This window comes from Brucella sp. NBRC 12953 (assembly GCF_040369775.1).
Classification (GTDB): Bacteria; Pseudomonadota; Alphaproteobacteria; order Rhizobiales; family Rhizobiaceae; genus Brucella; species Brucella pseudogrignonensis.
Map to the genome: position 1 here is coordinate 44,119 of NZ_BAABSV010000010.1, position 23,403 is coordinate 67,521.

Genomic DNA, 23,403 nt, shown 5'->3' on the forward strand with positions numbered 1-23,403 from the left:
CGTAACTGACTCCCGATTTAAGAATTGGAAATTCAGTGTGCGTGTGAGCCGGGTCTCCTCACTATTTTGGCATACCACTATATTGGAGTATACATCGTTATATTGATCTAACCAATATTCGCGGCATTGTGACTTTCCCGAGTGATTCAATCATTTAGATGCGACTTTGATGCTTGTCATCAATGCATAATAGGAGGACAGTATATGCGCAGTCTGTTGAATGAAGAAATGACACTTGTCTCTGGTGGCTGTGGACTCGATTCCCCTGGAAAAGCGACGCCAATTATGGCGGAAGCCGTGCTAGCGCAAGCAGCTCGCATGGAGCAGGAAAGAATAATGGGCGTCCATCGAATTCCGGTTGGGGCGAGAGAGCTGGTAGCGTAATCGGGGGACTGGCGGGTTCGGGCGGTGCTGGTGCTATTGCACCTGGCGTAAGTGTTGCAAAAGCTTTGGGAGGCGCCTGGGGAAAGCTTACAGGCGGTGCGATTGGCAACACTGTCGAGAATGGCTTCGTTTCTGGAGCAAATGCCGCCATTGATAAAGCGCTTCATGACGCACAGAATGCATCAGGCCGCGCTGCAGCAGGCAGTTCGCGTTGGAGAAATAGATAGATGAATTGATGTTTCGCCGCCAATGAGTACCGTTCTTCTGACAGGTGGCGAAACATATTACACCCTAAATGGTGGTTTAGTGCCAAAGAGATTTGCTCGTTGAGAATGGCTAGACCAGTGAGTTACAACCTCTTGTCCCCACCAATAAAAGGAAAGTCTGCATGCCCTCATCTGTTAGATCATACATTGATTTCATGCTGGACTATCATCGCAGCTATCGTAATAGCTGGAAGGAATATTTTCGCTTCTCGATAGGTTTTATAATTGCTATAATTGTAGTAGATTTTATTCTAAAACTCGATTTGATCACAGGCTCTCTGGTTTTATTACTGATTTTACTATGCTTAGAGTTCGTGTGGGCCAATATAATTTTCTTATTGAGCCGCCGTCCCTGAGTTATCAAGCAAGCAGAACACCCGAAGTATAAAGAGCTGCCGACAGAATTTCCAAAATTTCCTTGGCATGAGATAGTTTGGGATCATATTTTTAATCGTGAACAAAAGATTATCTCTCTTTCGAAGTCAGTCCATAGAAGCTCAAAGGTGCTCTTGGCTTGGCAGCCCACGGCTGATTCAGCCAATTTCAGTGAAGTTGGCTACGTCAGTTGGGCTTGGGGTGACAGCGCTCATTCTCGCATTTCTTGTGTTGGGAGAGTACACGCGACGTGTTCGCGTTTACGGTGCTATCGTACCAAGCGATGGCGTTTTACATGTCTTTACTCCGCAAACTGGACGGCTTGTGCAAGTTCATACTTCTGAGGGGGACACTGTTAAAGCAGGTGATGCGCTATTTCTGATCGCAACGGATACAAAGACTGGATTGGGCGATACCGAGAGCGTGGTCAAAGAGCAGCTGCAGAATCGTGTTGATGAGCTTGCTGAGGCTATCCGGCAACGGGTTTTGCTAGATGAGGTTGAAAAGCGAGCGTTGAGTGAGCGCATAGTGTCGATTGCAAACGAGATCGAGCGTGTTGATGCGCAGATCGAACAAACCCAAATTTATATCGATGTTTTGCAACCTCGTGCTGCTAAGTATCGTGATCTGGTTGACAAGGGGATTACTCTGGAGCGTAGCTTCGAGGCCGCTGAACAAAGCTACATGCAAAACAGACAAGAACTTGAGTCATTACGCAGGCAACGAGTTCAGCTTGAAGGCGGGGCTTCAGATATTCGAGCTAAGCTAGATGGGTTTGATGCGGCAGCTGCGATCGCGATGGGTGAAATGCGCCAAAGAACCGCAACTTTGAAAGAGCAACTGGCTCAGGCAGAAGCGCGCAGAGCAATTGTGATCCCAGCCCCTGCAGATGGCATGGTAGCGGCTGTGATGGCCCATTCAGGCCAGCTTGTTGCAGCGGGCACTCCGCTGGTATGCCAATGCAATACGACACACTGATTGGCGATATGGGAAGTTCACTCTCCGGAGGACAAAAGCAGCGCCTGTATCTCGCGCGCCCCCTTTTCCGCCAACCCACCATTCTCTTCCTGGATGAAGCCACAAGTTCACTTGACGAGGCGAATGAACATCGTATCACTGAGGCAGTATCCAAGCTGAATGTCAGTCGAATCTTCGTCGCACACAGGGCAACAACTATTACGCGGGCTAATAGAAGAATAGAATTGCAGTAGCGGCTCCGCAAATCTAACGGCGGAAATAATTCAACATACTTTCCGTATTTATTTCAATGACTGTGGTAGCTAAGTTGTGAGGTCATGCTGAAGCGCGACTTTTGCCGTTTGTGCTTACGCATAACGATGTCTGTTTGCGCGCCAGCGGGTGAGCGTCGACCAGTTGGCCAGACGCCGGCGCACCGTTGCCGGTGCATGCGGGCCGGACACACGCAGAAAGCCTTGTTGTCGCAATTCCACTTCCACGCCGGTCGGCATGCTGTGATCGGGTTCAATCTCGCGTTGCTGTGGCCGCCATAAATAATGCGCGATGAATTTCAGGAGCAGCGCTTCTGGCGCCGGGAAGGGGAGGGATTGCCGGCCGCAGCCATCGACCAGGCTTCGAGATAGGCCAGATCCGAGGTCAAGGCACGCAGGGTGTTTTCACCCATGCCCTCATTGACCAGATGGCGGAGCGTCTCGACATCTTCATCCCCAAGAATATCCGCCAGCATGTCGCGACAGTTCATCGGCAAAACGGCCGCAATCGTGTCGAGGGCGTCTGCTCGAAGGCAGAACTCTTCGTCCAGCCTGGAAAAACTAGTGCTCATTCTCTAACGGTCCGAGAATGATGACTCCTTCCGAACGGGCGGCGGCTGCAAGCTTTCGATCACCGGTTGCCAAGGGAACTTTTTCTGCAAGAGACAGGGCAAGATATGATGCATCATAGCCGCTTAAACCATAACGCTCGCATAAGCCAAGAACAGCCCCGTCGCCACCAGAGCCAAAATCCTCCAGAGGGAAGCCACGCAACTGCGCCATTAACAGAAGGGCTTCACCCGGTTTCAGCCGTTTGCGGCGTTCGGCTACGAAAAACAAATTGCGGGTCTCGAACCAGAACAAGGAGGGCACGAAAGCAACTGATGTGCGCAGGCCGGCCATCAATTTATCGGACGCGTCGTGTTGCTCCTCAGGCAGAAACCAGGCTGCAGCAATGGAAGCATCAAGAACAAAAGACATCAGTAGCGGCGACCTTCCTCGATCCACTCGCGAATCTCGTCCTGTGATGTCGACTGTCGCGTTAGACGCTGAGCTTTGATCTCGGCGATCAACGCCTCGACATTGTTTTCACGGCGAATGCGTGAAAGCTTTGCGATGGGCGTATTGCCGCGGGAGATAATAACCTCTTCCCCCGCTTCAACTTTCGCAAGCAGTTCCGAGAGATGCGTTTTGGCTTCTGCAACCTTGACTGAAACGGTCATGAGGAGTGCTCCGCATAGAGTGCTTCGGGACGGCTTTCGAAGCCGCCTTTCAGGTGAAAATTAGCAGTGTGAAGCTACTTGGTCAAGTGTTGGCCAATTAACCTCTGATAACCTATACTTATCGGAGGTTATAGGATCACATCTAAGCTATCACCAGTGCCGGACATTAAATAATCCCTGGTGTCCGTATAAGAATTTGTTTACCATGTTTTCAATGCGTTACGATTTAGACAATTTGCCTCTGAAGACCCTGTTGCAGCCGCTGGCCCGGGCCAGCGAAGCTTTGGCACGCCTCGACGAGCGGCTTGCCCATTCACCGGTTGGCGAAGGGGTGATCGAACGTTTCCATTTTACTGATGCCTGCGCGTCATTGTGGCTCGATGGCGAACTGGTTGAAATGGAGGATCTCATTCTGCATGACGCAGCGCGCGATATCCGCTCACCCAGCCACGCCCTTACCATTGCCCGTGACGTGCTGCAGACGCGCCGACGCATTGTAGCGCATGAACCTGAATGGGCGTTGAGCCCAAACGGTTCGCGCAGCCTGCGACAGGCGTGGCCTGTAGCCCCATTTGGTGATGGCGGCATTGCCGCAGGGAGCGAAAGTGCTGCGGAGCACGACCTTACGGACGATCAGCGCGACCGCGACGGGGAGGGAAGGAAAAATTGGTTGGATGACGGGATCGATCTCGATGCCATTGACGCGGTGCTCGAGCGATCCGACGACGTGCTGGCAAGGGTGAAGCAGCCACAGCGGTTGCTGAAGCCCGAGGCCGATCCGCTGATCCGTGATCCCGATTGGGATGAGGAGGAGCGGCTCGAGGAATGGCGAACGGTGGTGCGTTCGATCCGAGATCTGCCGCCGGTGTTGCAAGCCATTCTGGCGCTCGATGCCTGGAACGAGCTCGCGGTGTTGCAGCGGGCGCCGTGGTTGGGTCGTTTGCTGGCGGCATCCCTGTTGCGGCGCGAAGGTCTGACCACCCAGGCACATCTTTTTGCCTTTAATATCGGCCTCAAAACCATCCGCGTCGATCGGCGGCGGCATCGTAATTTCGAAACCCGACTGTTGGCCAGTCTCGAGGGATTGATGGCCGGGATTGAGCTGGGTTTCAAAGAGCATGACCGGCTGCTACTGGCGCGGCAGATGCTTGAGCGGCGCCTGACGGGACGCCGCGCTTCCTCAAATCTGCCGGGTCTGATCGAGCTGGTGCTGACCCGGCCATTGGTTTCGACCGGCCTCATAGCCAAAGAACTCGACATAACCCAACGCGCAGCCTTGCGCCTCGTTGAAGAACTCAACCTGCGCGAAATGACCGGCAGGGAGCGGTTTCGAGCCTGGGGAATCGTTTGAGTAAGGGGCTCAACCGTTAGAGCGACATTCAGCGGTAACCGCACAAAAAATCAAATCTTTCTGTATAGTTGGCGCTCGAATATCTTGTATTCTCATCGGCAGTATCTAAAGTTGTATGACTGATTTGTTTCTAGAGTGAACCCGTGTCCTCAAATACCTTTGCGACCATCTCCGCCAACGGCGGTACTGCTGATGTAATATTCGTCCATGGCCTCTCAGGCGACCCCGTCGACACGTGGACAAGCGCCGGCGCGACCGAGCCAGAGGGGGGGTACTGGCCTCATTGGTTGGCCACCGACATACCGCATTTGAATCTCTACACCTTGGGGTTTCCAGCGAGCGTTTTTGCTCAGTGGGCTAAGAAAGAGATGAACCTATACGATCGTGCCAAGAATTTTCTGGAGATGCTGGCAAGCTATGAGTTCGGCGCCCGTCCAATTATTTTTGTCTGCCATAGCCTCGGCGGTCTGCTGGTAAAGCAAATTCTTAGAACGGCGAAAGAATCGATTGACGAAGATTGGCGCAGGGTCGGCGAGAGCTGCTTAGGCGTCCTTTTCATTGCCACCCCACATAGTGGGTCAAGCGTGGCAAATTTATTAAAGTTCTTCGTACAGGGCTTCACCTCCGTTCACGTGAATAAGCTCCTTGAAGACAATGCGGAATTGCAGGAGCTCAACGAGAGCTTCAGATCTCAATGCCACCAAAAGGGCACTTCAGTTTTTGTATATCACGAGAAGTTCCTGACCAAGAACGTGCTGCTCGTTGTCGATGCTAGAAGCTCAGATCCAGGCGTGAACGGCATAACGCCAGTTCCGATAGATGCCGACCATATCAATATATGTAAACCTGAGAGTCGAAACAGCTTAATCTACACGAGCGTTAGACATCGTATACGCAAGCTTGCTCCACCACCGGCGGCTACCGGAATCTCGGAAGGTCGTCTATTTGCCGACGACGACTTGGACATCGCTAGCACGAACGATCGTCGGGATCTGATGACTAAGATGATTGCGGCCGGCCGCGATCACGAATATCCGTTTGCCAACGACTCCCAAAGTAAATTCGCGAGGCCGTTCGCGCGCACCGGCTTGAAGCCGATATCTACCACCTACAAAAATTTACTCGCTGACATTGAGCAGCGCTTTCAGACGCTGATCTATCACCCGTTGATCTGCATGGATGTGGACCACGCCACAATATCAAAGGCTGTTCAGGCCGAAATTATAGACCCCCTCAGCCTGAAATACGCGGGAGAAAATGCAACCGCTAAGACAGTAATGAATGCGTTGTACTATTTGACGGAACGCTGCCATATCAGATGGGATAAGGCATGAGCTATCGCCTGTGGTATGCACAACTCGATCTCTTCGACACCGCCCGGCGGTACCTCGCAATTCTTTCTCGTTGGGGCGAGGAGGCGCCTAGCCGAGATCGGCTGTTTGTTTCTGACTTTTATTTCGTGAACCCAAGTCTTCTTCATCTCACGCACATGACAATCGATGTCAGGAAAACGTTCAGTACATTACGCATCCCTAAACCAGATGAGACCTTTGTTCAGCATCCCTCCCCACCGATTCTGTACAATAAGATGGGCGGCATTCAGGCACAGGCATTGCACAACATTGTTGGTAAAGGTCTGGTGGACGTGGAGCTGGTCAACAATGATCAATACCGTTTGAGCGAAGAAGGGCGGGAGCTGGCTAACCAATTGGGAGCGCACCTGATCCTCCCAGGTGAATCGGAAGTTTTGAGGTTCCTTACAACTGAGTTTTCGACGATTGGGAGAGGAAAGGGCGGTTTGCGAGAGATGACAGGTCTGAGAAGGATCGGAACTTAAAGTGGTTGCTTTTTTTGCATTGAAGAGGGTTCGGATAACGCGCGGTGCTGCCGTGGCCTACGATGAGCTATTCCATCGCGGCGTTAACATTATTCGGGGCGAGAATAGCTCTGGGAAATCGACAATCTCAGACTTCATCTTCTACGGTCTTGGCGGGGAGTTTGATCGGTGGAAGGACGCAGCGCGCAATTGCTCTGCCGTGCGCATGGAAATCGAGACCGAACAGTCAATCATCACCGTTCAACGATCGGTTGGTACAAAGCAGGAGCCCATTCTTGTCTATTATGGTTCCCTGGAAGATTCTCTCAGCAAGGGTATCGACGAGTGGCAGAGAGTACCGATAAGGCGAACACAGGGCAGTACCGAGCTTTCATTTACTCAAGTGCTTTTCAGGGCGGCTGGAATTCCAGAAGCCCCCAATGTTGGCAACTCCAACATAACCATGCACCAGCTTCTCCGTATCCTGTATGCGGACCAGCAGACGCCGCCTGGAAAATTATTCCGCTTCGAAAGCTTCGACACTCGCGAGATTCGCGAAACAGTTGGGCAGCTTCTTATAGGGGTCAACGGGTACGAACTATATGAGGGCTTGATAAATCTGAGATCGCTGAAGAGCGATTATGCCGAGAAAGACCGTCTTTACAAAGCCGCGGTGATTTCACTTCCGAACGCTGATGGACTGACCTCCATTGCGGTTCTTGAAAGGCGTCTGGAAGAACTTCTGGCCAATCGTGCGCGCCTCGCTTCCGAAATCCAGAATGTCGACGCACTGGTTGGTGAGGATCAATCCAAGCAGTTTGTAGTTCAGCGCCAGCAAATGCGGCGTCGATTGCAAAAGCTGACGGCGGACCTTGAGGAGCGAGAGCGGCAGATTGTCGATCTTGATGATGAGCAAAACGAGCTTCGGCAATTTGTCGGCCACCTGGAGCAGCAGCTATCGGCGCTGAGCGCTGCGGAAGATTTGTCTAGCAGGTTAGGAAGTATCGAATTCCAATACTGCCCAGCATGCTTAAAGCCGCTAGAAGGTTCTGACGTCCAGCATTGCATAGTCTGCCATGAGGTCGTTGACGAGGAGAAAACAAAGTCGCGGTATTTTGAGCTTCGCGTCGACAACGAGCTGCAAATAAGAGAGTCGCGGCAACTTTTGGCTTCAAAGGCGGCGACAGTCGAGACGCTCAAAAACGAAACCCGTTCTCTGCGAAGAGAATACTCGACGGGCGTTGCGGAGTTTGCGTCCCGTTACGAAGTCAGCAATTCACCTCGCGAAAGCTTTCTGGCGGAGAGGTATAAGCAGCTCGGGAGTTTGGAGCGTGAGGCGGCCTACATGGAGCAGTTGCGTGCAACCCTCCAGCGGATCGATGAGCTGTCAGCTACTCGCGCGAAACTGAACGATGATATTGTGGTTTTGGAAGCGAAGATTAAGCGCCTGACCGCGTCCTCGACGGCAAGAATTGCAAAAGCCATGAATCTCGTAAGCGTGATTGGGAAGCGTATTCTCCAGAAGGATCTCAAGCGTGAAGACACGTTTGACAACCCCACGACCTTCAGCGTGAATTTTGGCGATGATGCTATGTTGGTCGATGGAAAGATGAATTTTGCCGAAAGCAGCAACGTTGTCCTCAAGAATACATCGATCGTTTCATTACTTTTGGCGGCTTGTTTCGACGCTGAATTCTGGCATCCAAAATTCCTGCTGATGGACAACATCGAGGATAAGGGGATGGAGCAGGATCGCAGTCACAACTACCAAAATTTGCTCATCCAAGAGTCCGACAAGGCAAAATTTCCGCATCAAATCATTTTCACGACTTCCATGCTTGATCCAAAACTGGAGGCCAGCGGGCTGACTGTTGGACCGAAGTATACGCGTGATAACAAGACGCTGGCAAACGTTTGATTTGGGCGAAAAAAGATTCGCGTATGGCAAAAGATGATCGTCTACGGGTACAGGTAGATCATGAATATCTCTCGGCGCTCGGCATGGCCGTGTATGGCTTTCGCCCGCCTCGAATGGAATGCGGTGTATGTCGCGCATAGGATTGGCGAGAACGGTCACAACTCAAGCGCATCTCCAAATTACCTGACGGTCCTCGAAAAAAGACCGCCTGCACAATCGCGAAAGACCTCAACAGGTTTGCAGCCGGTATTAAAGACATCTCGATAAGGCAACAGGTGGAGCCAGTCGCCTCGCGCTTTGATAAGCTGACCGAACGACGTAACGCGCTCATGCATGCGAATCCCGGCACAGCACCGAATGGCGACCAACGGCTATTCCGCCATGGTGACGAGTGGACGATTGCCGAGACAAACGCGCTATCCGATGAATTTGCCGCGCGCGCCGAAGAGTTGAATCAGCTTATTCCCCAAGTCGTGTAAATAGCGGGGCAACAATGAGTAATGATGACGACAGCGGTATCTACCTCGTAGCCAGATCAACGAGCGTTGACGTTCTTCGGCACCTATTGAGAGTCCTGCCGTTTGCCGATGATATGTATGGGCCGAATAAAATAGTGGACGGTCGCTATGAAGTCCTTTTCATAGTTCCAACGCCAAATGTCAGATTATCTGCGGTTGGGCCAATTACGCATATCCCTTGACGTTACATTATGAAATCGAGTTCGAGGAACAGGATGGTCGCGATGATAACCCAGCAGAATAGGAGCCTGATCTTCGAAATGACTGGAACCTTGATCGTCTTCGGTCAAATCCAAGGGGCTGTAAAATGAGCTATGAGAATTTTTCCGCCATCATTCTCGAACACTCGTATCCATTGGACGAGCTCATACAGGTCTCTCAGTTCCTCAAACAACAGGATCTGATCGTTTCAGCATACCACCCTGACCGAGACGAACTGTACGACCCGGTTACGTTTCTCCAAGACAACGCGCTTGGTGCTAAATATCTCATTCTTCCGGATCGGAACATCGTATCCAGAGTAGCGCGGTTAGCCAAAGACGGCTCGATTGACCCCCACGTCACAACGGTGGCTTCGCTAATGGCTTTCGCTCTCTACCTCGATATTCAGTTTGAGCCGTCAATCTCCTTCCATGAACTTGCTCCGAACAAAGGCAACAGTGCTGCAATCGATGAACTGGCTTGGTTCCGTGCCGCTGACAACACATCGGCGCGCGAGTGGCTTGATTTAGCGCTTGGTGTATCTTCCCGCCTCAAGAATGTGCCGGAACCTAAGCAGTTGGAGGCGCAAAATCTTGCCGCCCCGCTAAACCGTTGGCGGCGCAACTACACAATTCTTCTCAAGGTCGCCGAATTGGAGCTGTCGAAGTCGAAGAGCCGCGACAAGATGATGAGCCTTTTGGATTGGATGTACAAGGACTTCATCGTCGGCGGTCCAGCGGCAATCTTCGCTGCCGTATACTTCGCACCAAATTCTCCGCCCAAAAAAGGCTTTTTGAAAAACATCCATAGCTCCGATCGGGATAAAGCGATTCGAGGCGTGATGAACGCCGCATGGGACGTTACCCACATCAGCGATTTCGTCCGCCGTTTGACCGAAAAGCCGAACTCATCTCAGCGTGTGCTGCTCGCATCGCTGGACGATGGAGTGCGTCTTATGGCGAAGATCATTGTTGACACGGCGCAAGGTGAAGTCTGGCAGACCGCAGCGGTTTTAAGTCGATGGTGGGCGCAGCGGGATGCCGAAGAGATCGCGGAACGCTTAGGCGGATACATTGAAGAGGTACGGCGTCACGCTGAGAACAACACATACCGGATTAGCAATCTCGATGTACTCGGTGCCATCGTCAGCGGAGAGCAAGCCGTCAGGAGCTGGAAACCCTAGTTCTCTGCTGCTGCATCGGCGGTCGCGACGTCGTCTTCAAAAGTGATATCGTGTCGCGAAACCCGATCTCGGTTCAGCTCTGAACCCTTTTCGACCGCCAGCGTAGCATATGGTAGCGCTTCGTCACCCCTTTCATGTCGTCATGAGGTCCTGCACTCCCACAACAATGACAAGGGCTGACCTTGTCAGCCTTTGGCCCGCTTTTCAATTGGTAGATCCTCCTCTGGGATGATCGCGACGGATGTCTCGGTCGCATCGACACCAACATCCTCTGCGAGGATCTCATTGATCGCTTCGGTCTTCAGCCATTCCACCCACTTTTGCAGGAATGCTCGATAGTCGGCCATCCCAATCCTGAGGAAGAATAACTTGGTCGGAATACTGGGATTGTCGGTGCTGACAAAAGCGAAGCGCCGCACAGGCGCCGCAGACGACGATCTTCCATATTCGTCCAAATACAATATCCCGCCATGCGCCAAAGCGTTGCGAAGAATCTTGCAGAAACGGTTTGCCGATAGGTTTCTAGCGTCTTCGATTGCCGTCGGCGCGTCAAGTTGAGCAGCGATGGCCTCAGGCAAGCCGTCGACCGCGAGATTTGGGAATCCTCCTCCCTTGTCCAACGAGGCAAACTGCCACGGACCGGTGAAAAAGTCTGCCAGATGGATAGCAGCTTGGAGATCTATGGCATGGTCTACTGCATCAGCCAGTTTCGGGTTGAGAACAGCATCATTCATATGACCGGAGTTCGCACCACGCCGATATTTTAGAATTCGCTCGATCGGAAGGATGACGATCGGCATGGAGACTGATAACAGAAAGGTCGCCTTCAGTGGAAGGCGCGTCCCATCTGAATCGCCCAACTGCTCGTAGAGATCCTGAAGAAGCTGATGCGCCCTTCTCGGCACCTCAAGGCTGAAATGAAGCGGATTACCCATTGGCTTTTTCCCAATTGATGAACTTACCGTTGATCTGATTTCTTTGTGCCGGAGAGTAAAGGTTTCGACTTGATCGATTTTTTCCTGGAGGATTTTGGCTTGCTCACCGTCTCCGGACGCGAAACGTCCAAGACAATGACCAATATCTTCTCTGCCAACGACGAGGGGAGGTCGGCCCGCAGCATCGCCTCCAATTCTACCGCGCTGGCAGGGGGAGAGCTGCCGTCGCGCCGTGTGGGCACACGATACTCGGTTCCAAACCAAAACACGAGATAGATGCCATAGCCGAAGGCCCCTTCATCGGCGGCGTAGCCAGCGAGCTGTTCTTCCGGCGCAGTCCAAAGTTCTGAATTGAAATGGCGCTTTGCCTCGATCGGCAAATTCCGTCCGGCATGGGAGAGGAGCAAGATGTCTGCTCGGGTGTTCTCTCCGCGGCGGGCTTCGGGCATGGCAGCCGCCACACCGTATCGTTCCAACCGTGACTTTAACAGTTCGAGGAGGCGGTCTCGGTCCTCATTCTCGATTTGAGGTTTTTCGGGCGCGCCATTTTGATCCGTGTTCCAGTAACGTTTCCAAGGCATTTCGGTTCCGGTCCTCAAGGTGCTCCTGTATCTCTCGATTTCTTCGAGCACAACCGCCACAAGGTCCGTCGGGCTTGCTGGCGCTCCACCTGCAAGGGCTACCTTTAGCTCGGTCACAGATGGCGCAATGAAGAGATTGTCGCGCAAGAGATGTGCGTGTTCTGCCGCGGCGTGCGTCAACAACGGACGCCAGCTCGGATCGGATGGGGTGATCAGAGACTTCAAGATACTTCCCGCCACGGGATCGCTTGAGGCACTGAGACGATTGATCGCCGCTCGGATAATACCGCTCGGGCCCTCGGGGCGTGCCCAATCCCGGTCCTCCGAAGGATGGATTGCTGCCATGGTTGAGATTCGAAGCCGGTCGAGCTGATCAGGCCTCGGGCAGATTTCATGCAATCGGGCCACAAGATCCCCATCCGGAGCCAGCAACGCTGCATGGATCTCTTCAGATGTGTGGGTTCTCTCGAATTCTTCTGGGTCGAGTATCAGGGCCACTGACTGCCATAGCCGCATGCTTTGAGTGTCTAGCTCCTTCGCGAGTGCTTCCTCGGTGAGATTGGCCATCTCTGCTCGAGACAAAATTCGCGCCGAGGCCGTCAGCGCTTGCATCAATGCTCTAGGTGGCAGGTTTGGGCGCTCCGACAAGAGGCGCCTCAGAATGTTCGAAAGAAGATCTGGTTCGTGCGACGAAGCCAGATGATGGATGCCATCGAGATCCTCGTCCCCGGCATCAAGCGCTGCGTGCCAATATCGAAGCATCTCGTCTGAACCCACAGCGATGTCATGCGTAAGATGTTTAACTCCCCAACTTGCGAGCGACGGCTGCTCGTCGCCGCTGAAGTAGTTTTGGCGAAGCGCAACGATCGCGATTACCGGAGGACAATTGCCGATCTCTTCTTCTCGCCCGGCCATGAGCGCCTGGTGGATACCGGCCGCCACGACGTACTCTTGGACGTAGGAACCATTGGTCGCTTCAGCTTTGCCGAGATCGACCGCGTCGACTTTGATATCGGTGTGGATTGCGAACTGAACAAATCCTTCGGCGATTGCGGAAGTGATCCGCGCGTTGGTGAAATGCTCAATCCGGGAAAGTGGAGGCTCCTTTTTGGAAATCATCGCGTTGCGATAGAGTTCTGCCCCCCATTTGAGCGCACCAAACTCGCTCTCCCGTCCCGATGCGATCGCATTGATCTTGGGTTCGAGCGACGCGATATTGTAGGCGCGGGCCGCGTCGGTTTCAGCGAGTTCTTTTGCTTTTCGATGCTCTTCCTTCTCCTTCCAGCTTTCGTTCGGATCTTTGCGCAGATCCGCTATGAACTCCGAAAAGTGCCCTTCCTTTTCGAGCGCCGCAACAATGCGCCCCTCCCACTTGGGCCATTGAGATTCACTGCGAACCGCATAGGCTGCTACCTCGAACAATCGTCGGCGGCGTGGGACACGTGGCGTCCTGCCGGCGAGATCGAGCAGGTTCTCTATAAGGGTGTCGTCGGGAAGCCTTCGAGCAATCGTGATATAGTGATTGGTCGCCATCCATGGCCCCTCTTCAATGGGGCTGCTTTCTAAGAGGACGGTAAAAAGCTCGAGTTCCCGATTTTCTTTGTCGTTATCGATCCAGGCGCCTATCGCTTTGGCGAGCGGCTCCTCTAGCCGATCCCACTCATAGTCGCGGGTGTTTTTGATCCAAGACCATAGCCGCGTTGCTTCGATATCTAGGTTATTGTTTATCGCGTCGGCCAGAGACGCCTGCATGAAATGTCGAACTTCGAGCTTGAGACCTCGATCTTCACTCGTTTTCCGGATCATTGGCTGGTCAAACAGATCCGGGCGTGGTGCCTTCTTTAGCTTTAAGAGAAGAGGAAATAGGTTGCCGCTTTCCTCGCTCTCGCCGTCGGCAGCCGGCGGTAGTACGTTGAGGTCCGAAAGCAGGTCGGAAATCTCCTGGTGAGTTAACTCATGCGTGGGAATGTCCGACAATACGTCTGCTCTCAGCGAAATCTGATCATAGCTTTTGGTCACTCGCGACAGTTCCGCAAGCAACCTGCGCCTTGCTGCAGCGTGATCCGGACTTCCCTTGACCCATGCTTCAGCAGCTCTCTGACGTTGCCAAAGCGGACGCGCCGGGTTCACGGCGATTTTGTACAGTTTATTTTGCATCCCAGCCAATGGCGGCCCATCCGCTAGAGCTTGGAGGACGGTCAGCTGGAGATGGCTTGTGACTTCGCTGTCGAGGATGGAAAGGAAATCTGGAACGAGGTCATCGCCGGCGAGGCCTCCGAAAACCGTGATCGCATCTCGTGAAGAAAGGAAAAACGGGTCGTCGCGGTCAAGGTTGACTAGGATCGTCCGGCGGCCATTCGTGGTAAAAGCGGCGGTGTCGCCATAAGCAAGGACCGTGGCGGCATCCCGTTCGATCAGCCTCAAGGCACCCTTCTCATCGCCCTTTTGCGACAGGTGGGCCGTAAACCAAGCGTAAAGGCCTCGAAGTTCACTCGGTGCTTTATGATCATTACCAGTGATGACAGCGACGGCGCGGGCCAATGGAAATAAAGGGCCCGTCGGCTTCCCGGTGACGAGTCCAGCGAGAAATCGGCCTGCTAAAAACTCTGCAATCGTTCTGTGCGATGGTTCAAAAGTTTGGCCCTCTCCCCTGAATATTGCTGTGTCTAGCGCAAAGTCCGCCAATTCGGAGTCAATCGCAAGCGATTTGACGACAACGAAGTCCTTCGCACGCGATCCAACAGCTAGCGCATTTGAACGCCAAAGCGCCCGCGCGCCGCTCGCAAGAAGGTAAAACGATAATCGCCCCGCGGCATCGACGATATCATCGACTGGCGCCCGCCGATCGTTCACGCGTTCCGGATCATGCTCGTGCGCAAGTGCGTAGATTGCTCGGTTGAATAGTTCAAATCTCGTGCTGGGCCATACGCCGCCGGATAACACAACCGAGTGGAGCAGCTGCAAGCTCAACGGGTTTTCAAGGAAGGCGCCGGCTCCCCAAGCACGTGCATCTGCGAGAAATCGCTCCGGGTCAGCCTCTCCCAAGCCTGATAGGACAATCTCTGCCTCGGTGTCGTCCAAAGGAAGGAGATACGCGACCGTAATTGGGTGCTCGTTTGAGGCTCTGCGCATGGCGCGCATATCTGCCGCTTCCCGCCAGTCCTCTGCACGGCAGGTAAGCCGCCACCTCCTAACGCCGCTCTGTGTGATCGTATTCGCAAGTTGTATAAGCTTGTCCTTACCGCTTTCTCCGGCGCGAAATTCGTCGAGTGCGTCAAGATAGGCTGTTGAGGCAGAAGCGATCGGAATTCCGTTCATTGCTTCGCGGCAGGTCAGAAGCTCTCCACCTTCCTGATTTGCCTCGTACTCAAGTGCCGTCGATTTTCCGATCCCAGGCTCACCCAGAAGCACGAGACAGGGCATCCCACGCAATTCGCTGAGGCGAAGTTCGACGGCTTCGCGCTCAAGCACAACAGAAACGCGCCTGTCTAAAGGTATTTTGATCATGTATCTAAGGTAGTATTTCTTGCAGCTGTCGATCAATTGAGTCGTCACATTTCTCAACAACATTCGGACGATTGCTATGAAGCGCGACATGGATTTGGTGCGAGATCTCCTTTTGCAGATCGAGAAATACGACCAGGGCTATGGCGGCGATATCGAAATCGAAGCTGGGGATCATGAGCCGCAAGTCGTTGCTGAGCACCTTCGATTGCTTCTCGAAGCTAGGCTGATAGAGGGTGATGCCGTACCCGACGATGAATATGCGTTTGATCATATACTGCCGACGCGGCTGACTTGGTCAGGGCATGACTTCTTGGAGACCGTCAGAGATCCGCAAATATGGAAAAAGACGAAGGAGGGCGCGCTATCTGCAAGAGGCTTCACGCTCGACCTATTGCAGGATCTCGCTAAGGGATTTATCAAGAAGCAAATTGAAGAGCGGACCGGCATCGTACTTTAGGGCGATCCGCGACCTCAAATGCGATTGATAGAAGAGGGATCGGCGAAACCGCGGAGACCTAACGGTGAGAAGGCAAGAACGAAAGAACCAGCCCGTCGGCAAAGCCGATAGAGACAGGTGGAAAAAGGGGCAAGGAACAACGGCGTTCCTTGTGCAATAGGAGACAGAGTCCTGGTTTTACTTGCGGGCCTCTGATAATTTTTCGCACGTTAGACGCGAGAGCCCGTTCCGTAAGGAGTATGTGTGCGTGGATGCTGTGAATGAAAAACCCTATGCCGGAATGCTGGTCGGCAATGTCGGCGAACCGATCAGGTTGAAGGAACTCAATCTGGCTGGGGTTTCTGCTGCGCCCGCCAAAGGGGGAGACACCGCGAAAATCTGGACCAGGATGTCGCTCACGTCCGATGAGTTCATGTTCCATATGATCGCAGATAACATCAGCAGAGTGTTGATCCACGCGGTCCAGCAGAATGGGGGTAATATCAGGGCGGACCGGGTAGATACGCTGCTGTTGGTCATCAAGCCGGATAACTCAGCAGAGCTTTGGGCGGATACCGCCGCCATCACGATGCAAACCATACTGAATCGTTCAGTGCAGGGCGGTGCAGTGATATTCGAGCGTGATATATCGGATGTCGTAGGGATGTGGTTCCCGAAAGTCGACATCACCGAAGAAGACCGGATACTCTGCCTGTTTCGAACGAAGTGGAGCTTTGGGTTGTTCTTCGATTTCGATCGGGATCAGCCGCTCAATATCGAAGCCGCACAACGCGACTTGGGCACGCTGCACCGTCGGCTATATTATCGACACCTCTACGAGATGGTCGAGAACGAGCTGAACATGCAGCGGCTGGCCAGAAGCGGCTGGTTCCCGTTCGCAGAAATCATTAGCCGCGAATTCGCGGAGATCGCAAACTATTCCAATGCGGAATTTGACCTGACCGAGCTGGAGGGAAAAATCCTCGCCGCCTTCGATGGTGCACGTATCGAGAAGATCTTCAGCCGCTGGATGATGAAGCCCGCATTTCAGGATAAGGAAAAAATCCTGCGGCCGGCGATCGACGCATTCAAGCGCAGCGAACCCGTCATCGTGCTCAAGACGCTGCTGACCGAGATAGAAGGAGTGCTGCAATCGGCGCATCGGCGCAAACACGGAAAGAGCGCAGCGAAGCTCAAAGCGCTTTTTGTCTTTGCGACCGCATCTGCGGAAGAACGCGCGGGCACGGGAGATTCAATGCTGTTTCCGGCGAGCTTCGTCGATTTTCTGAAGGCCCATACCTTCGATCATTTCGATCCGGATGCTGTCGGCGATACCGCATCGCGCCACGCGGTCGGTCATGGTGCGGCGGGCGCGGACAGCTATACGCAGATCCGGGCGCTCCAAGCGATCCTGACGCTCGATCAGTTGGCTTTCTACCTTTGAATCCGGGAAATCCTGCATGTCGAACGAAATCAAAAAGCTGCTTGAACAACAACGTGCTCTTCAGGACCTAGCGGGTATCGGCTCTCTTGGTAAAACGATAAGCGATGCGGCTCGGCTGCACGGTTTGAACGATCTTCAGACCCGGATATCAGAGATGGCGACAACTCCCAACACAAGCGCGTTGGCGCTCGCCGCAATAGGCAAACAGAATGCGTTGGGCGAACTGGCAGCGGGGCGTTTGAGCGGTTTAGCTGAACTGGGAGAATCGATCCGCGCGCTGAACGAAAGGCTGATCTTTCCGGAAATCACTGCCATATCGAAACTGCTTAAGGACTATCCGTCCGGATACTCGAAGGCCTTCCGCGAAGCGGCGGGCGGCATCGAGTCGCTGACAGCACGCATGGAGGCCATGAAGACGCCGTGGCTGGATATGCAGCAATACGCGCTTTCGGCGCGCGCTTTTGTCGATCTGCAGGCTATCGGCGGGCTCGCCAATTCCATGAATTCGTTCAGTGCGCGTATTTCCGCAGCGCTGCGGATCGAACTGGGTGATTGGCGGGATACCATCACGTTCGATGTGCCGGCGCTGATTGATCCGGTCGCCCGCTTTAAGCTTTATAATGCTCAGGGCTTCGACACGAACCTTACCCATTTCAGCGTCGAAGCCTATCAGGAGACGGTCCAGATCGCAGGCCTCGCCGTCAAGGACGATACCGAAGCGGATAGTGTCACTGAAGACCATGCCGGCGTCAAACTCAACTCGCGAGCCTATGAAACCTTGCTACGGTTCGAGCGCGAGATCCGTGCTTTCATCGTCGCGGTAATGACGAAGCATTTCGGCGCTGACTGGATGAAACGCCAACTGCCTGCAGATCTTCTCGATAAGTGGAGGGACAAAAAACAGAAGGACATGCAGCAAGGCGGGGACGACTTCCCGCTGATCGACTACGCCGATTTTACCGATTACAAAGGCATCATCGAGCGTAATGACAACTGGGAAGCGGTCTTCAAAACGGTATTCGGCCGGAAAGAAGACATTCGGGAATCCCTTCAACGACTGTTCCCGGTTCGCATTGCCACTATGCACGCGAGATTCATCACACTGGAGGATGATCTATATCTTAGGGCGGAGACGACCCGTATTCTCATGCGTCTGCGCCGTCACATGAGCTGAGCTATGCACGAGCCCAGCTATCTCGATCCTCTAGGTTCTCGCCTGCCCGCGCTGGAACAGAATATCCTCAAGCTGCGCTCGGCCCAGATGGTGCTGGTGCTATTCTATGCCGAGCAACTCAAGGTCAGGGTGCTGTCACTGATACAGCGTACCGATGGCTTTATGGCACATACAGGTCGTGCAGAACGCGTGCCGCAGGGGACAAAGAATCCGGTAGGTAAGTGCCTCGATGCACTTGAAGCCGACGGCGCATTGTCGGCCGATGAAAAAACGGAGATCCGGCGGCTGATCGACTACCGCAATAGAGTCGGGCATGATGTCCATGAGCTTGTTGCCGACATCACGTCCGAACGGTCCGTTCGCCGATCGTGGAGATACCTGCCTGAGAATTTCGCCCGTTATGATTACGAAGCAGTAGAGCGTCTACAGCATTTCCTGAAGCTGTTGGGCGAGAGACAGAGGACACACCATTATATCGGCACGATCAGCTTCGACCGGCTTCAGTTCCGTAGCGCCGAACGGGTCTATTTAAACGAGATCAAGCTACTGCGCCGGAAGATCGCGAAGCAGTGGAAGGCGAGACAGCAGCAGATTGGTGACCTAAACAAGCAGATGCAGGCTGCGATTATCGGGAGTGGAGAGACCGACCCGCGTCATCCTTCGAACCAATATGATGATGGCCGGCTGACCCTAAGGGGCGAAGAGATTTGCTACCGCCTGTTCGACCAGGGGCTTTCTCCCATGGCGGTCGCGCATCTCATGGGATTGCAATTGACTTCAGTGCGGAACCGGCAACGTAGTTGGGTGAAGTTGGGCGGCAAACAGCGCCCGGCTGTGGATTTTGAAACGCTGCCCGAGCGGAAATATTACCGGTGCTACAACGACTAGCTAAGTGACTGTTTCTAAACGCTTTGACTTCCGCATAAACTACAAGGCCAAAGGTTCGTATCCTTTCAAGATACAGCGCCCAAATTCTTGACTGGTAATGAAGGAACGGGCGATGGACGCCAAGTCTTGAATTTTTATGCATCTACGACTAGATCAGCCCATTTCGGCAACCTGTACTCTTCCCATGATAAACATGATCGCACAGGCTGAATAACAACTGTCGCCGTTTTTCAGGACTGTAGTAATTCCGTTCTGATAAATAACAGTAGATATCGCTGTGCCTTCAGCCAGATTTCCATCAAGGGAATCCAGCCACAGGGTATTATGCTTCGTTGTTTCGCTATCAAAGCCGGGTAATATCCGGTCAGCTAATGCTTTGATGACGCACTATTCCCTAACATCAAAACTGCAGAAAACTGCTCTCGGTTTGAAAACCTGTCCTAAATTCATAAATCGTACCTTATATCCCCATATGCAACTCATAATGGTGGCCTCGGTCGAAATTAATCATATCTAGCTAAGGCGACGATGGTTAGGCGATATATCCTCCCCAACAAGGGATTTGTTTTTTCGTCTCGTCTATACTGAAACGTCTCAAATAAATGGTAGGGAGGAGAATATATAGCCGGCGATAAATGTTCGTAGATTGCTGGCCATCTACCAGAATTAGGAGCTCATGCGAGATGCGGATCTATTTCAACTCTATCCTTCGTGACGCCTGCGCGATTGTCGAAGGACGATGAGCAACCAAAACGCGGCTGATTTCCAAACTCGAAACTGCTGCATTGATGCGGCTTTCATTGGCTTCATCAAGCGCACTGGTTGCTTCGTCAAGGAAGAGAATGCTCGGTCGCCGGTAAAGGGCACGTGCAAGAAAAAGCCTCTGCTTCTGCCCGCCTGAGAGTGAACTTCCCATGTCACCGATGAGTGAATCATAACGCATTGGCATCGCCATGATTTCATCTCGCAACGCGACCATCTGCGCGCATTCTGCAATCCAGGCCTGATCAGCATGTGGATCAAAGCAGGAGATGTTTTCAGCGATTGTGCCGGCAAATAGCTGATCATCCTGTAGGACAGTGGCAATCTGCCGACGGTAGCTGACCAATCCCATTTGCTGAACGTCACTATCGCCAAGCAAAACCCGGCCTTCGCTCGGCTCGATCAGTCCGGCCATGATTTTGAGCAACGTGGTTTTGCCACATCCAGATGCACCGGTTATCGCGACACATTCTCCCGGCTCAATTGTGATATGGATGCCATTCAGCACCTTTGGCAAACCTTCGCCGTAGCTATAATGAACGTTCTCGGCCCGTAAGGGCAGAGATTGACCGACCGGCGAATGAACAGGAGCGGCAATAAATGATGCAGGAGCTTCTGGCGGATGTAGCGCTATATCTGCTATACGCTCCGTATGAAGTGTGAGCATCTTCAGGCTGATCGCCAGATCTATCAATGCGCCAACGCGCCCCACAAGCTGATCCTTATAGGCAAGAAAGGCAATCAGCATGCCGACCGTCATGGCACCGTCCATCACCGAGCGGGTGCCGAGGATCAGCATGATGATGCCATCACTTGTCGCAAGGAAAGTACCCATAATACCAAAGAGCATATCAAGCTTCTTGATGCGCAAACCCGCATTCATGGAATTGACCAACAGAGTCAACCAGGTGCCTCGGCGGCGTTCATGCAAATCCATCGTCTTGATGCTGGCAGAACCACGAATGGACTCGATGAAGTGCGAATTCTCTTTTGCACCCTGAATGATCGCCGCCTCATTGGCAGAACGATAAGGATGATAGGCGGCAATGCGGATGCCGAGATGCAACAGAAGGGTAAGAAGCGCAACTGCAGTCAGCCAACCGCCATACAGCACCATCATGATGAGTGCTCCAATCGTCATGATGCCATCAAGCACAGCGCTGATAAGATCCGTCGTCAAAGCGGATTGAATGCGTCCCAATGATCCGAAGCGCGAGACCACATCACCCACATGACGTTTCTCAAAATAGGACAGCGGCAGGCGCAGCAGGTGATCGAACAAGGCCGTCGACCATTGCAAGCTCAGATTGGTACCCATGATGAGGACGGCCCATGTCCGCGCTAGGCCGAAGACGAGCTGAAGCAAGGCAAGGACACCTAGTCCGACAGCGACGAGTGTAAGGAGATTTCGATCTGATGCTACGATCACCTCATCAAAGATGATCTGCGATCCGATTGGCGCAAGAAGAGCAATTGCCTCCAGACAGAGCGAAAGAGCGAATATCTGAAACAACGCACGCTTTAGTCCGCTGATACGGCGGAACATATCGGTAAGGCTGATGCGCTCTTTCTCAACCTTACGCTCAAAACCTTCTGTTGGCCAAAGCTCAAGCGCAACGCCCGTGAAACAGTCCGACAATTCCTTATGAGAAACCGTACGACGGCCGCGGGCGGGGTCATGAATGTACGCGCCTTTGGCCGTCACCTTTTCCAGCACAACATAATGGCGCAGTTCCCAGTGCAGAATGCACGGTGTCTGAAGCTTGGAAAGGTCAGTCAGTTCAATGCGCACAGGGCGGCTCGCAAACGAAAGGCCGCTTGCAATACGCGAAAGATCGAAAAGCGACAATCCTTTCAGCGAAACCGAGAACCGACGACGCAAAGAGCCAAGGTCAGTTTCATGTCCGTGAAAGCTGGCAACCATTGCCAGGCATGCCAGACCGCATTCTGCCACTTCGGTTTGCAGAATGACGGGCAACTGACGCTTGAGAGAAAGTGAGAAGTTCAGCCCGTGCGTCATAAATGTTTATCAGCAGTCTGATCGGTTGAGCGTCCGCGCAGACTATAAAGTGGCTCAAGCAACCACTGATAAAGCGGGCGCGTATCGAGCAGCAAATCCGCTTCCACGCTCATGCCGGCCCTCAACTGTTCGGGTTTTCCGTATGCAATGACATTTGAACTAGCCGGCTGCACTGTAATCCGGTACTGTGCCTGCGACTGCTTTATCTGAGCCGCCATCGCATCGGCGTTAGCTTCGCCCTGTCGCAGCGTTACTCGGGAAACTTTTGTCACACTACCGCTATATTGACCGAATTTTTGATAAGGAAATGCAGTGTAGCGCAGCAGTACGGGCGCCCCCTCTCTGATGAATCCAATTGCTTTACTATCAGCAAGAAGTTGAACTTCCATTTTCTTTCCGCTGGGCAGAATCGACACAAGCGGAGTGCCCGCTGCAACAAGCTGGCCTGAATGGGCCATCACCGCCGCTACTACGCCATCTGCAGGGGCTGGGATCACAATTGCTCTGCGCGCTTCTGCCTGAGCCAGTTGCTCTTTCAAAGTTGCGATTCTTTGGCGCATTTCACCCATCGCGATCGCCGCCGCCGCATCAAACCCATCTAGCTTAGCTCGAATATCTGAAGCCCCACCTTCAAGCTGAACTCGTTGTCTGCGTAATGATTCAAGTTCTTGTCTGTTTTGCATGTAGCTTTGTTCAGCGACCTCGAAGCTACGCTCCAGAGTAATCCCCTTGTCAACCAGATCGCGATACTTAGCAGCACGTGGTTGCAAAACATCGATATAAATTTGGGTTTGTTCGATCTGCGCATCGACACGCTCGATCTCGTTCGTAATCGACACGATGCGCTCACTCAACGCTCGCTTTTCAACCTCATCTAGCAAAACTCGTTGCCGAATAGCCTCAGCAAGCTCATCAAGCCGATTCTGCAGCTGCTCTTTGACCACGCTCTCGGTATCGCCCAATCCAGTCTTCGTATCCGTTGCGATCAAAAATAGCGCATCACCTGCTTTAACAGTGTCGCCCTCAGCGGTATGAACTTGCACTAGCCGTCCCGTTTGCGGAGTGAAGACATGTAAAACGCCTGCGCTTGGTACGATAGCACCGTAAACACGAACACGTCGCGTATACTCTCCAAAAACAAGAATTACGAGAATAAGTCCCATAACTCCAAGCCCTACTGAAGTAGCCAACT

The 23,403-nt window shown here is 53.0% G+C and carries 18 protein-coding genes and 1 pseudogene; 12 read left to right on the forward strand and 7 right to left on the reverse strand.

Annotated elements, in window-relative coordinates; all coding sequences use genetic code 11:
• Positions 1 to 1,226: 1,226 nt before the first annotated feature.
• Both ABWV94_RS20140 and ABWV94_RS20145 read left to right on the forward strand, forming a co-directional pair.
• On the forward strand, positions 1,227 to 2,003 hold the full coding sequence (locus ABWV94_RS20140; RefSeq protein ID WP_353415139.1) for an HlyD family secretion protein: 777 nt from the start codon (positions 1,227 to 1,229) through the stop codon (positions 2,001 to 2,003).
• Between the two features lie 8 nt (positions 2,004 to 2,011).
• Positions 2,012 to 2,236, forward strand: coding sequence for an ATP-binding cassette domain-containing protein (locus ABWV94_RS20145; protein WP_502905202.1), 225 nt, complete (start codon positions 2,012 to 2,014; stop codon positions 2,234 to 2,236).
• Between the two features lie 138 nt (positions 2,237 to 2,374).
• Here the strand turns inward: ABWV94_RS20145 and ABWV94_RS20150 are convergent.
• The 3 genes and pseudogenes from ABWV94_RS20150 to ABWV94_RS20160 form a co-directional block, all read right to left on the reverse strand.
• Positions 2,375 to 2,826, reverse strand: a pseudogene (locus tag ABWV94_RS20150) (integrase); the annotation flags it as partial.
• A complete protein-coding gene (locus ABWV94_RS20155) occupies positions 2,816 to 3,235 on the reverse strand; it encodes a type II toxin-antitoxin system VapC family toxin (protein WP_353415140.1) in 420 nt (139 codons plus the stop codon). The gene ABWV94_RS20155 and the pseudogene ABWV94_RS20150, both read right to left, overlap by 11 nt.
• Positions 3,235 to 3,477, reverse strand: coding sequence for a type II toxin-antitoxin system Phd/YefM family antitoxin (locus ABWV94_RS20160; RefSeq protein WP_353415141.1), 243 nt, complete (start codon positions 3,475 to 3,477; stop codon positions 3,235 to 3,237). The genes ABWV94_RS20155 and ABWV94_RS20160 overlap by 1 nt, the downstream gene beginning before the upstream one ends.
• Positions 3,478 to 3,682: 205 nt before the next feature.
• Between ABWV94_RS20160 and ABWV94_RS20165 the strand changes: the two genes are divergently transcribed.
• The 6 genes from ABWV94_RS20165 to ABWV94_RS20190 all read left to right on the forward strand — a co-directional run bounded on the left by ABWV94_RS20165 (position 3,683) and on the right by ABWV94_RS20190 (position 10,464).
• Entirely contained in the window at positions 3,683 to 4,828 is a 1,146-nt protein-coding gene (locus ABWV94_RS20165; protein ID WP_353415142.1) for an RHE_PE00001 family protein, read from the forward strand.
• 143 nt (positions 4,829 to 4,971) lie between these two features.
• Positions 4,972 to 6,162 (forward strand): ABC-three component system protein, encoded by a 1,191-nt coding sequence (locus ABWV94_RS20170; protein WP_353415143.1) that lies wholly within the window; start codon positions 4,972 to 4,974, stop codon positions 6,160 to 6,162.
• The gene (locus tag ABWV94_RS20175; protein WP_353415144.1) at positions 6,159 to 6,665 is read left to right on the forward strand and encodes an ABC-three component system middle component 5; all 507 of its coding nucleotides are present in this window, start codon (positions 6,159 to 6,161) and stop codon (positions 6,663 to 6,665) included. Before ABWV94_RS20170 ends, ABWV94_RS20175 begins: the two co-directional genes overlap by 4 nt.
• A gap of 1 nt (position 6,666) precedes the next feature.
• Positions 6,667 to 8,562, forward strand: coding sequence for an AAA family ATPase (locus ABWV94_RS20180; RefSeq protein WP_353415145.1), 1,896 nt, complete (start codon positions 6,667 to 6,669; stop codon positions 8,560 to 8,562).
• A 275-nt stretch (positions 8,563 to 8,837) separates the two neighbouring features.
• Positions 8,838 to 9,041 (forward strand): hypothetical protein, encoded by a 204-nt coding sequence (locus tag ABWV94_RS20185; RefSeq protein ID WP_353415146.1) that lies wholly within the window; start codon positions 8,838 to 8,840, stop codon positions 9,039 to 9,041.
• Positions 9,042 to 9,387: 346 nt separating this feature from the next.
• Positions 9,388 to 10,464, forward strand: coding sequence for a hypothetical protein (locus ABWV94_RS20190; protein ID WP_353415147.1), 1,077 nt, complete (start codon positions 9,388 to 9,390; stop codon positions 10,462 to 10,464).
• 185 nt (positions 10,465 to 10,649) lie between these two features.
• Here the strand turns inward: ABWV94_RS20190 and ABWV94_RS20195 are convergent, their stop codons facing one another.
• Complete coding sequence (locus ABWV94_RS20195) at positions 10,650 to 11,399, reverse strand: HEPN family nuclease (protein ID WP_353415148.1); 750 nt, start codon at positions 11,397 to 11,399, stop codon at positions 10,650 to 10,652.
• A gap of 23 nt (positions 11,400 to 11,422) precedes the next feature.
• On the reverse strand, positions 11,423 to 15,550 hold the full coding sequence (locus tag ABWV94_RS20200) for an NACHT domain-containing protein (RefSeq protein ID WP_353415149.1): 4,128 nt from the start codon (positions 15,548 to 15,550) through the stop codon (positions 11,423 to 11,425).
• A gap of 13 nt (positions 15,551 to 15,563) precedes the next feature.
• On the opposite strand from ABWV94_RS20200, the gene ABWV94_RS20205 reads away from it, so the two are divergent.
• From ABWV94_RS20205 to ABWV94_RS20220, 4 genes are all read left to right on the forward strand, one after another.
• Positions 15,564 to 15,944: a DUF2513 domain-containing protein gene (locus ABWV94_RS20205; RefSeq protein ID WP_353415150.1), complete on the forward strand. Its 381-nt coding sequence runs from the start codon at positions 15,564 to 15,566 to the stop codon at positions 15,942 to 15,944.
• Between the two features lie 247 nt (positions 15,945 to 16,191).
• Positions 16,192 to 17,367, forward strand: a complete 1,176-nt coding sequence (locus tag ABWV94_RS20210; RefSeq protein WP_353415151.1) for a hypothetical protein — start codon at positions 16,192 to 16,194, stop codon at positions 17,365 to 17,367.
• Positions 17,368 to 17,383: 16 nt separating this feature from the next.
• Positions 17,384 to 18,541 carry a hypothetical protein gene (locus ABWV94_RS20215; protein WP_353415152.1) on the forward strand — a complete coding sequence of 386 codons (1,158 nt, stop codon included), beginning with the start codon at positions 17,384 to 17,386 and terminating at the stop codon, positions 18,539 to 18,541.
• Between the two features lie 3 nt (positions 18,542 to 18,544).
• The gene (locus tag ABWV94_RS20220) at positions 18,545 to 19,429 is read left to right on the forward strand and encodes a hypothetical protein (protein WP_353415153.1); all 885 of its coding nucleotides are present in this window, start codon (positions 18,545 to 18,547) and stop codon (positions 19,427 to 19,429) included.
• A gap of 691 nt (positions 19,430 to 20,120) precedes the next feature.
• Here ABWV94_RS20220 and ABWV94_RS20225 read toward each other — a convergent pair.
• Both ABWV94_RS20225 and ABWV94_RS20230 read right to left on the reverse strand, forming a co-directional pair.
• Positions 20,121 to 22,211 carry a peptidase domain-containing ABC transporter gene (locus tag ABWV94_RS20225; RefSeq protein WP_353415154.1) on the reverse strand — a complete coding sequence of 697 codons (2,091 nt, stop codon included), beginning with the start codon at positions 22,209 to 22,211 and terminating at the stop codon, positions 20,121 to 20,123.
• Positions 22,208 to 23,374, reverse strand: a complete 1,167-nt coding sequence (locus ABWV94_RS20230) for an HlyD family secretion protein (RefSeq protein ID WP_353415155.1) — start codon at positions 23,372 to 23,374, stop codon at positions 22,208 to 22,210. The genes ABWV94_RS20225 and ABWV94_RS20230 overlap by 4 nt, the downstream gene beginning before the upstream one ends.
• Positions 23,375 to 23,403: the final 29 nt, after the last annotated feature.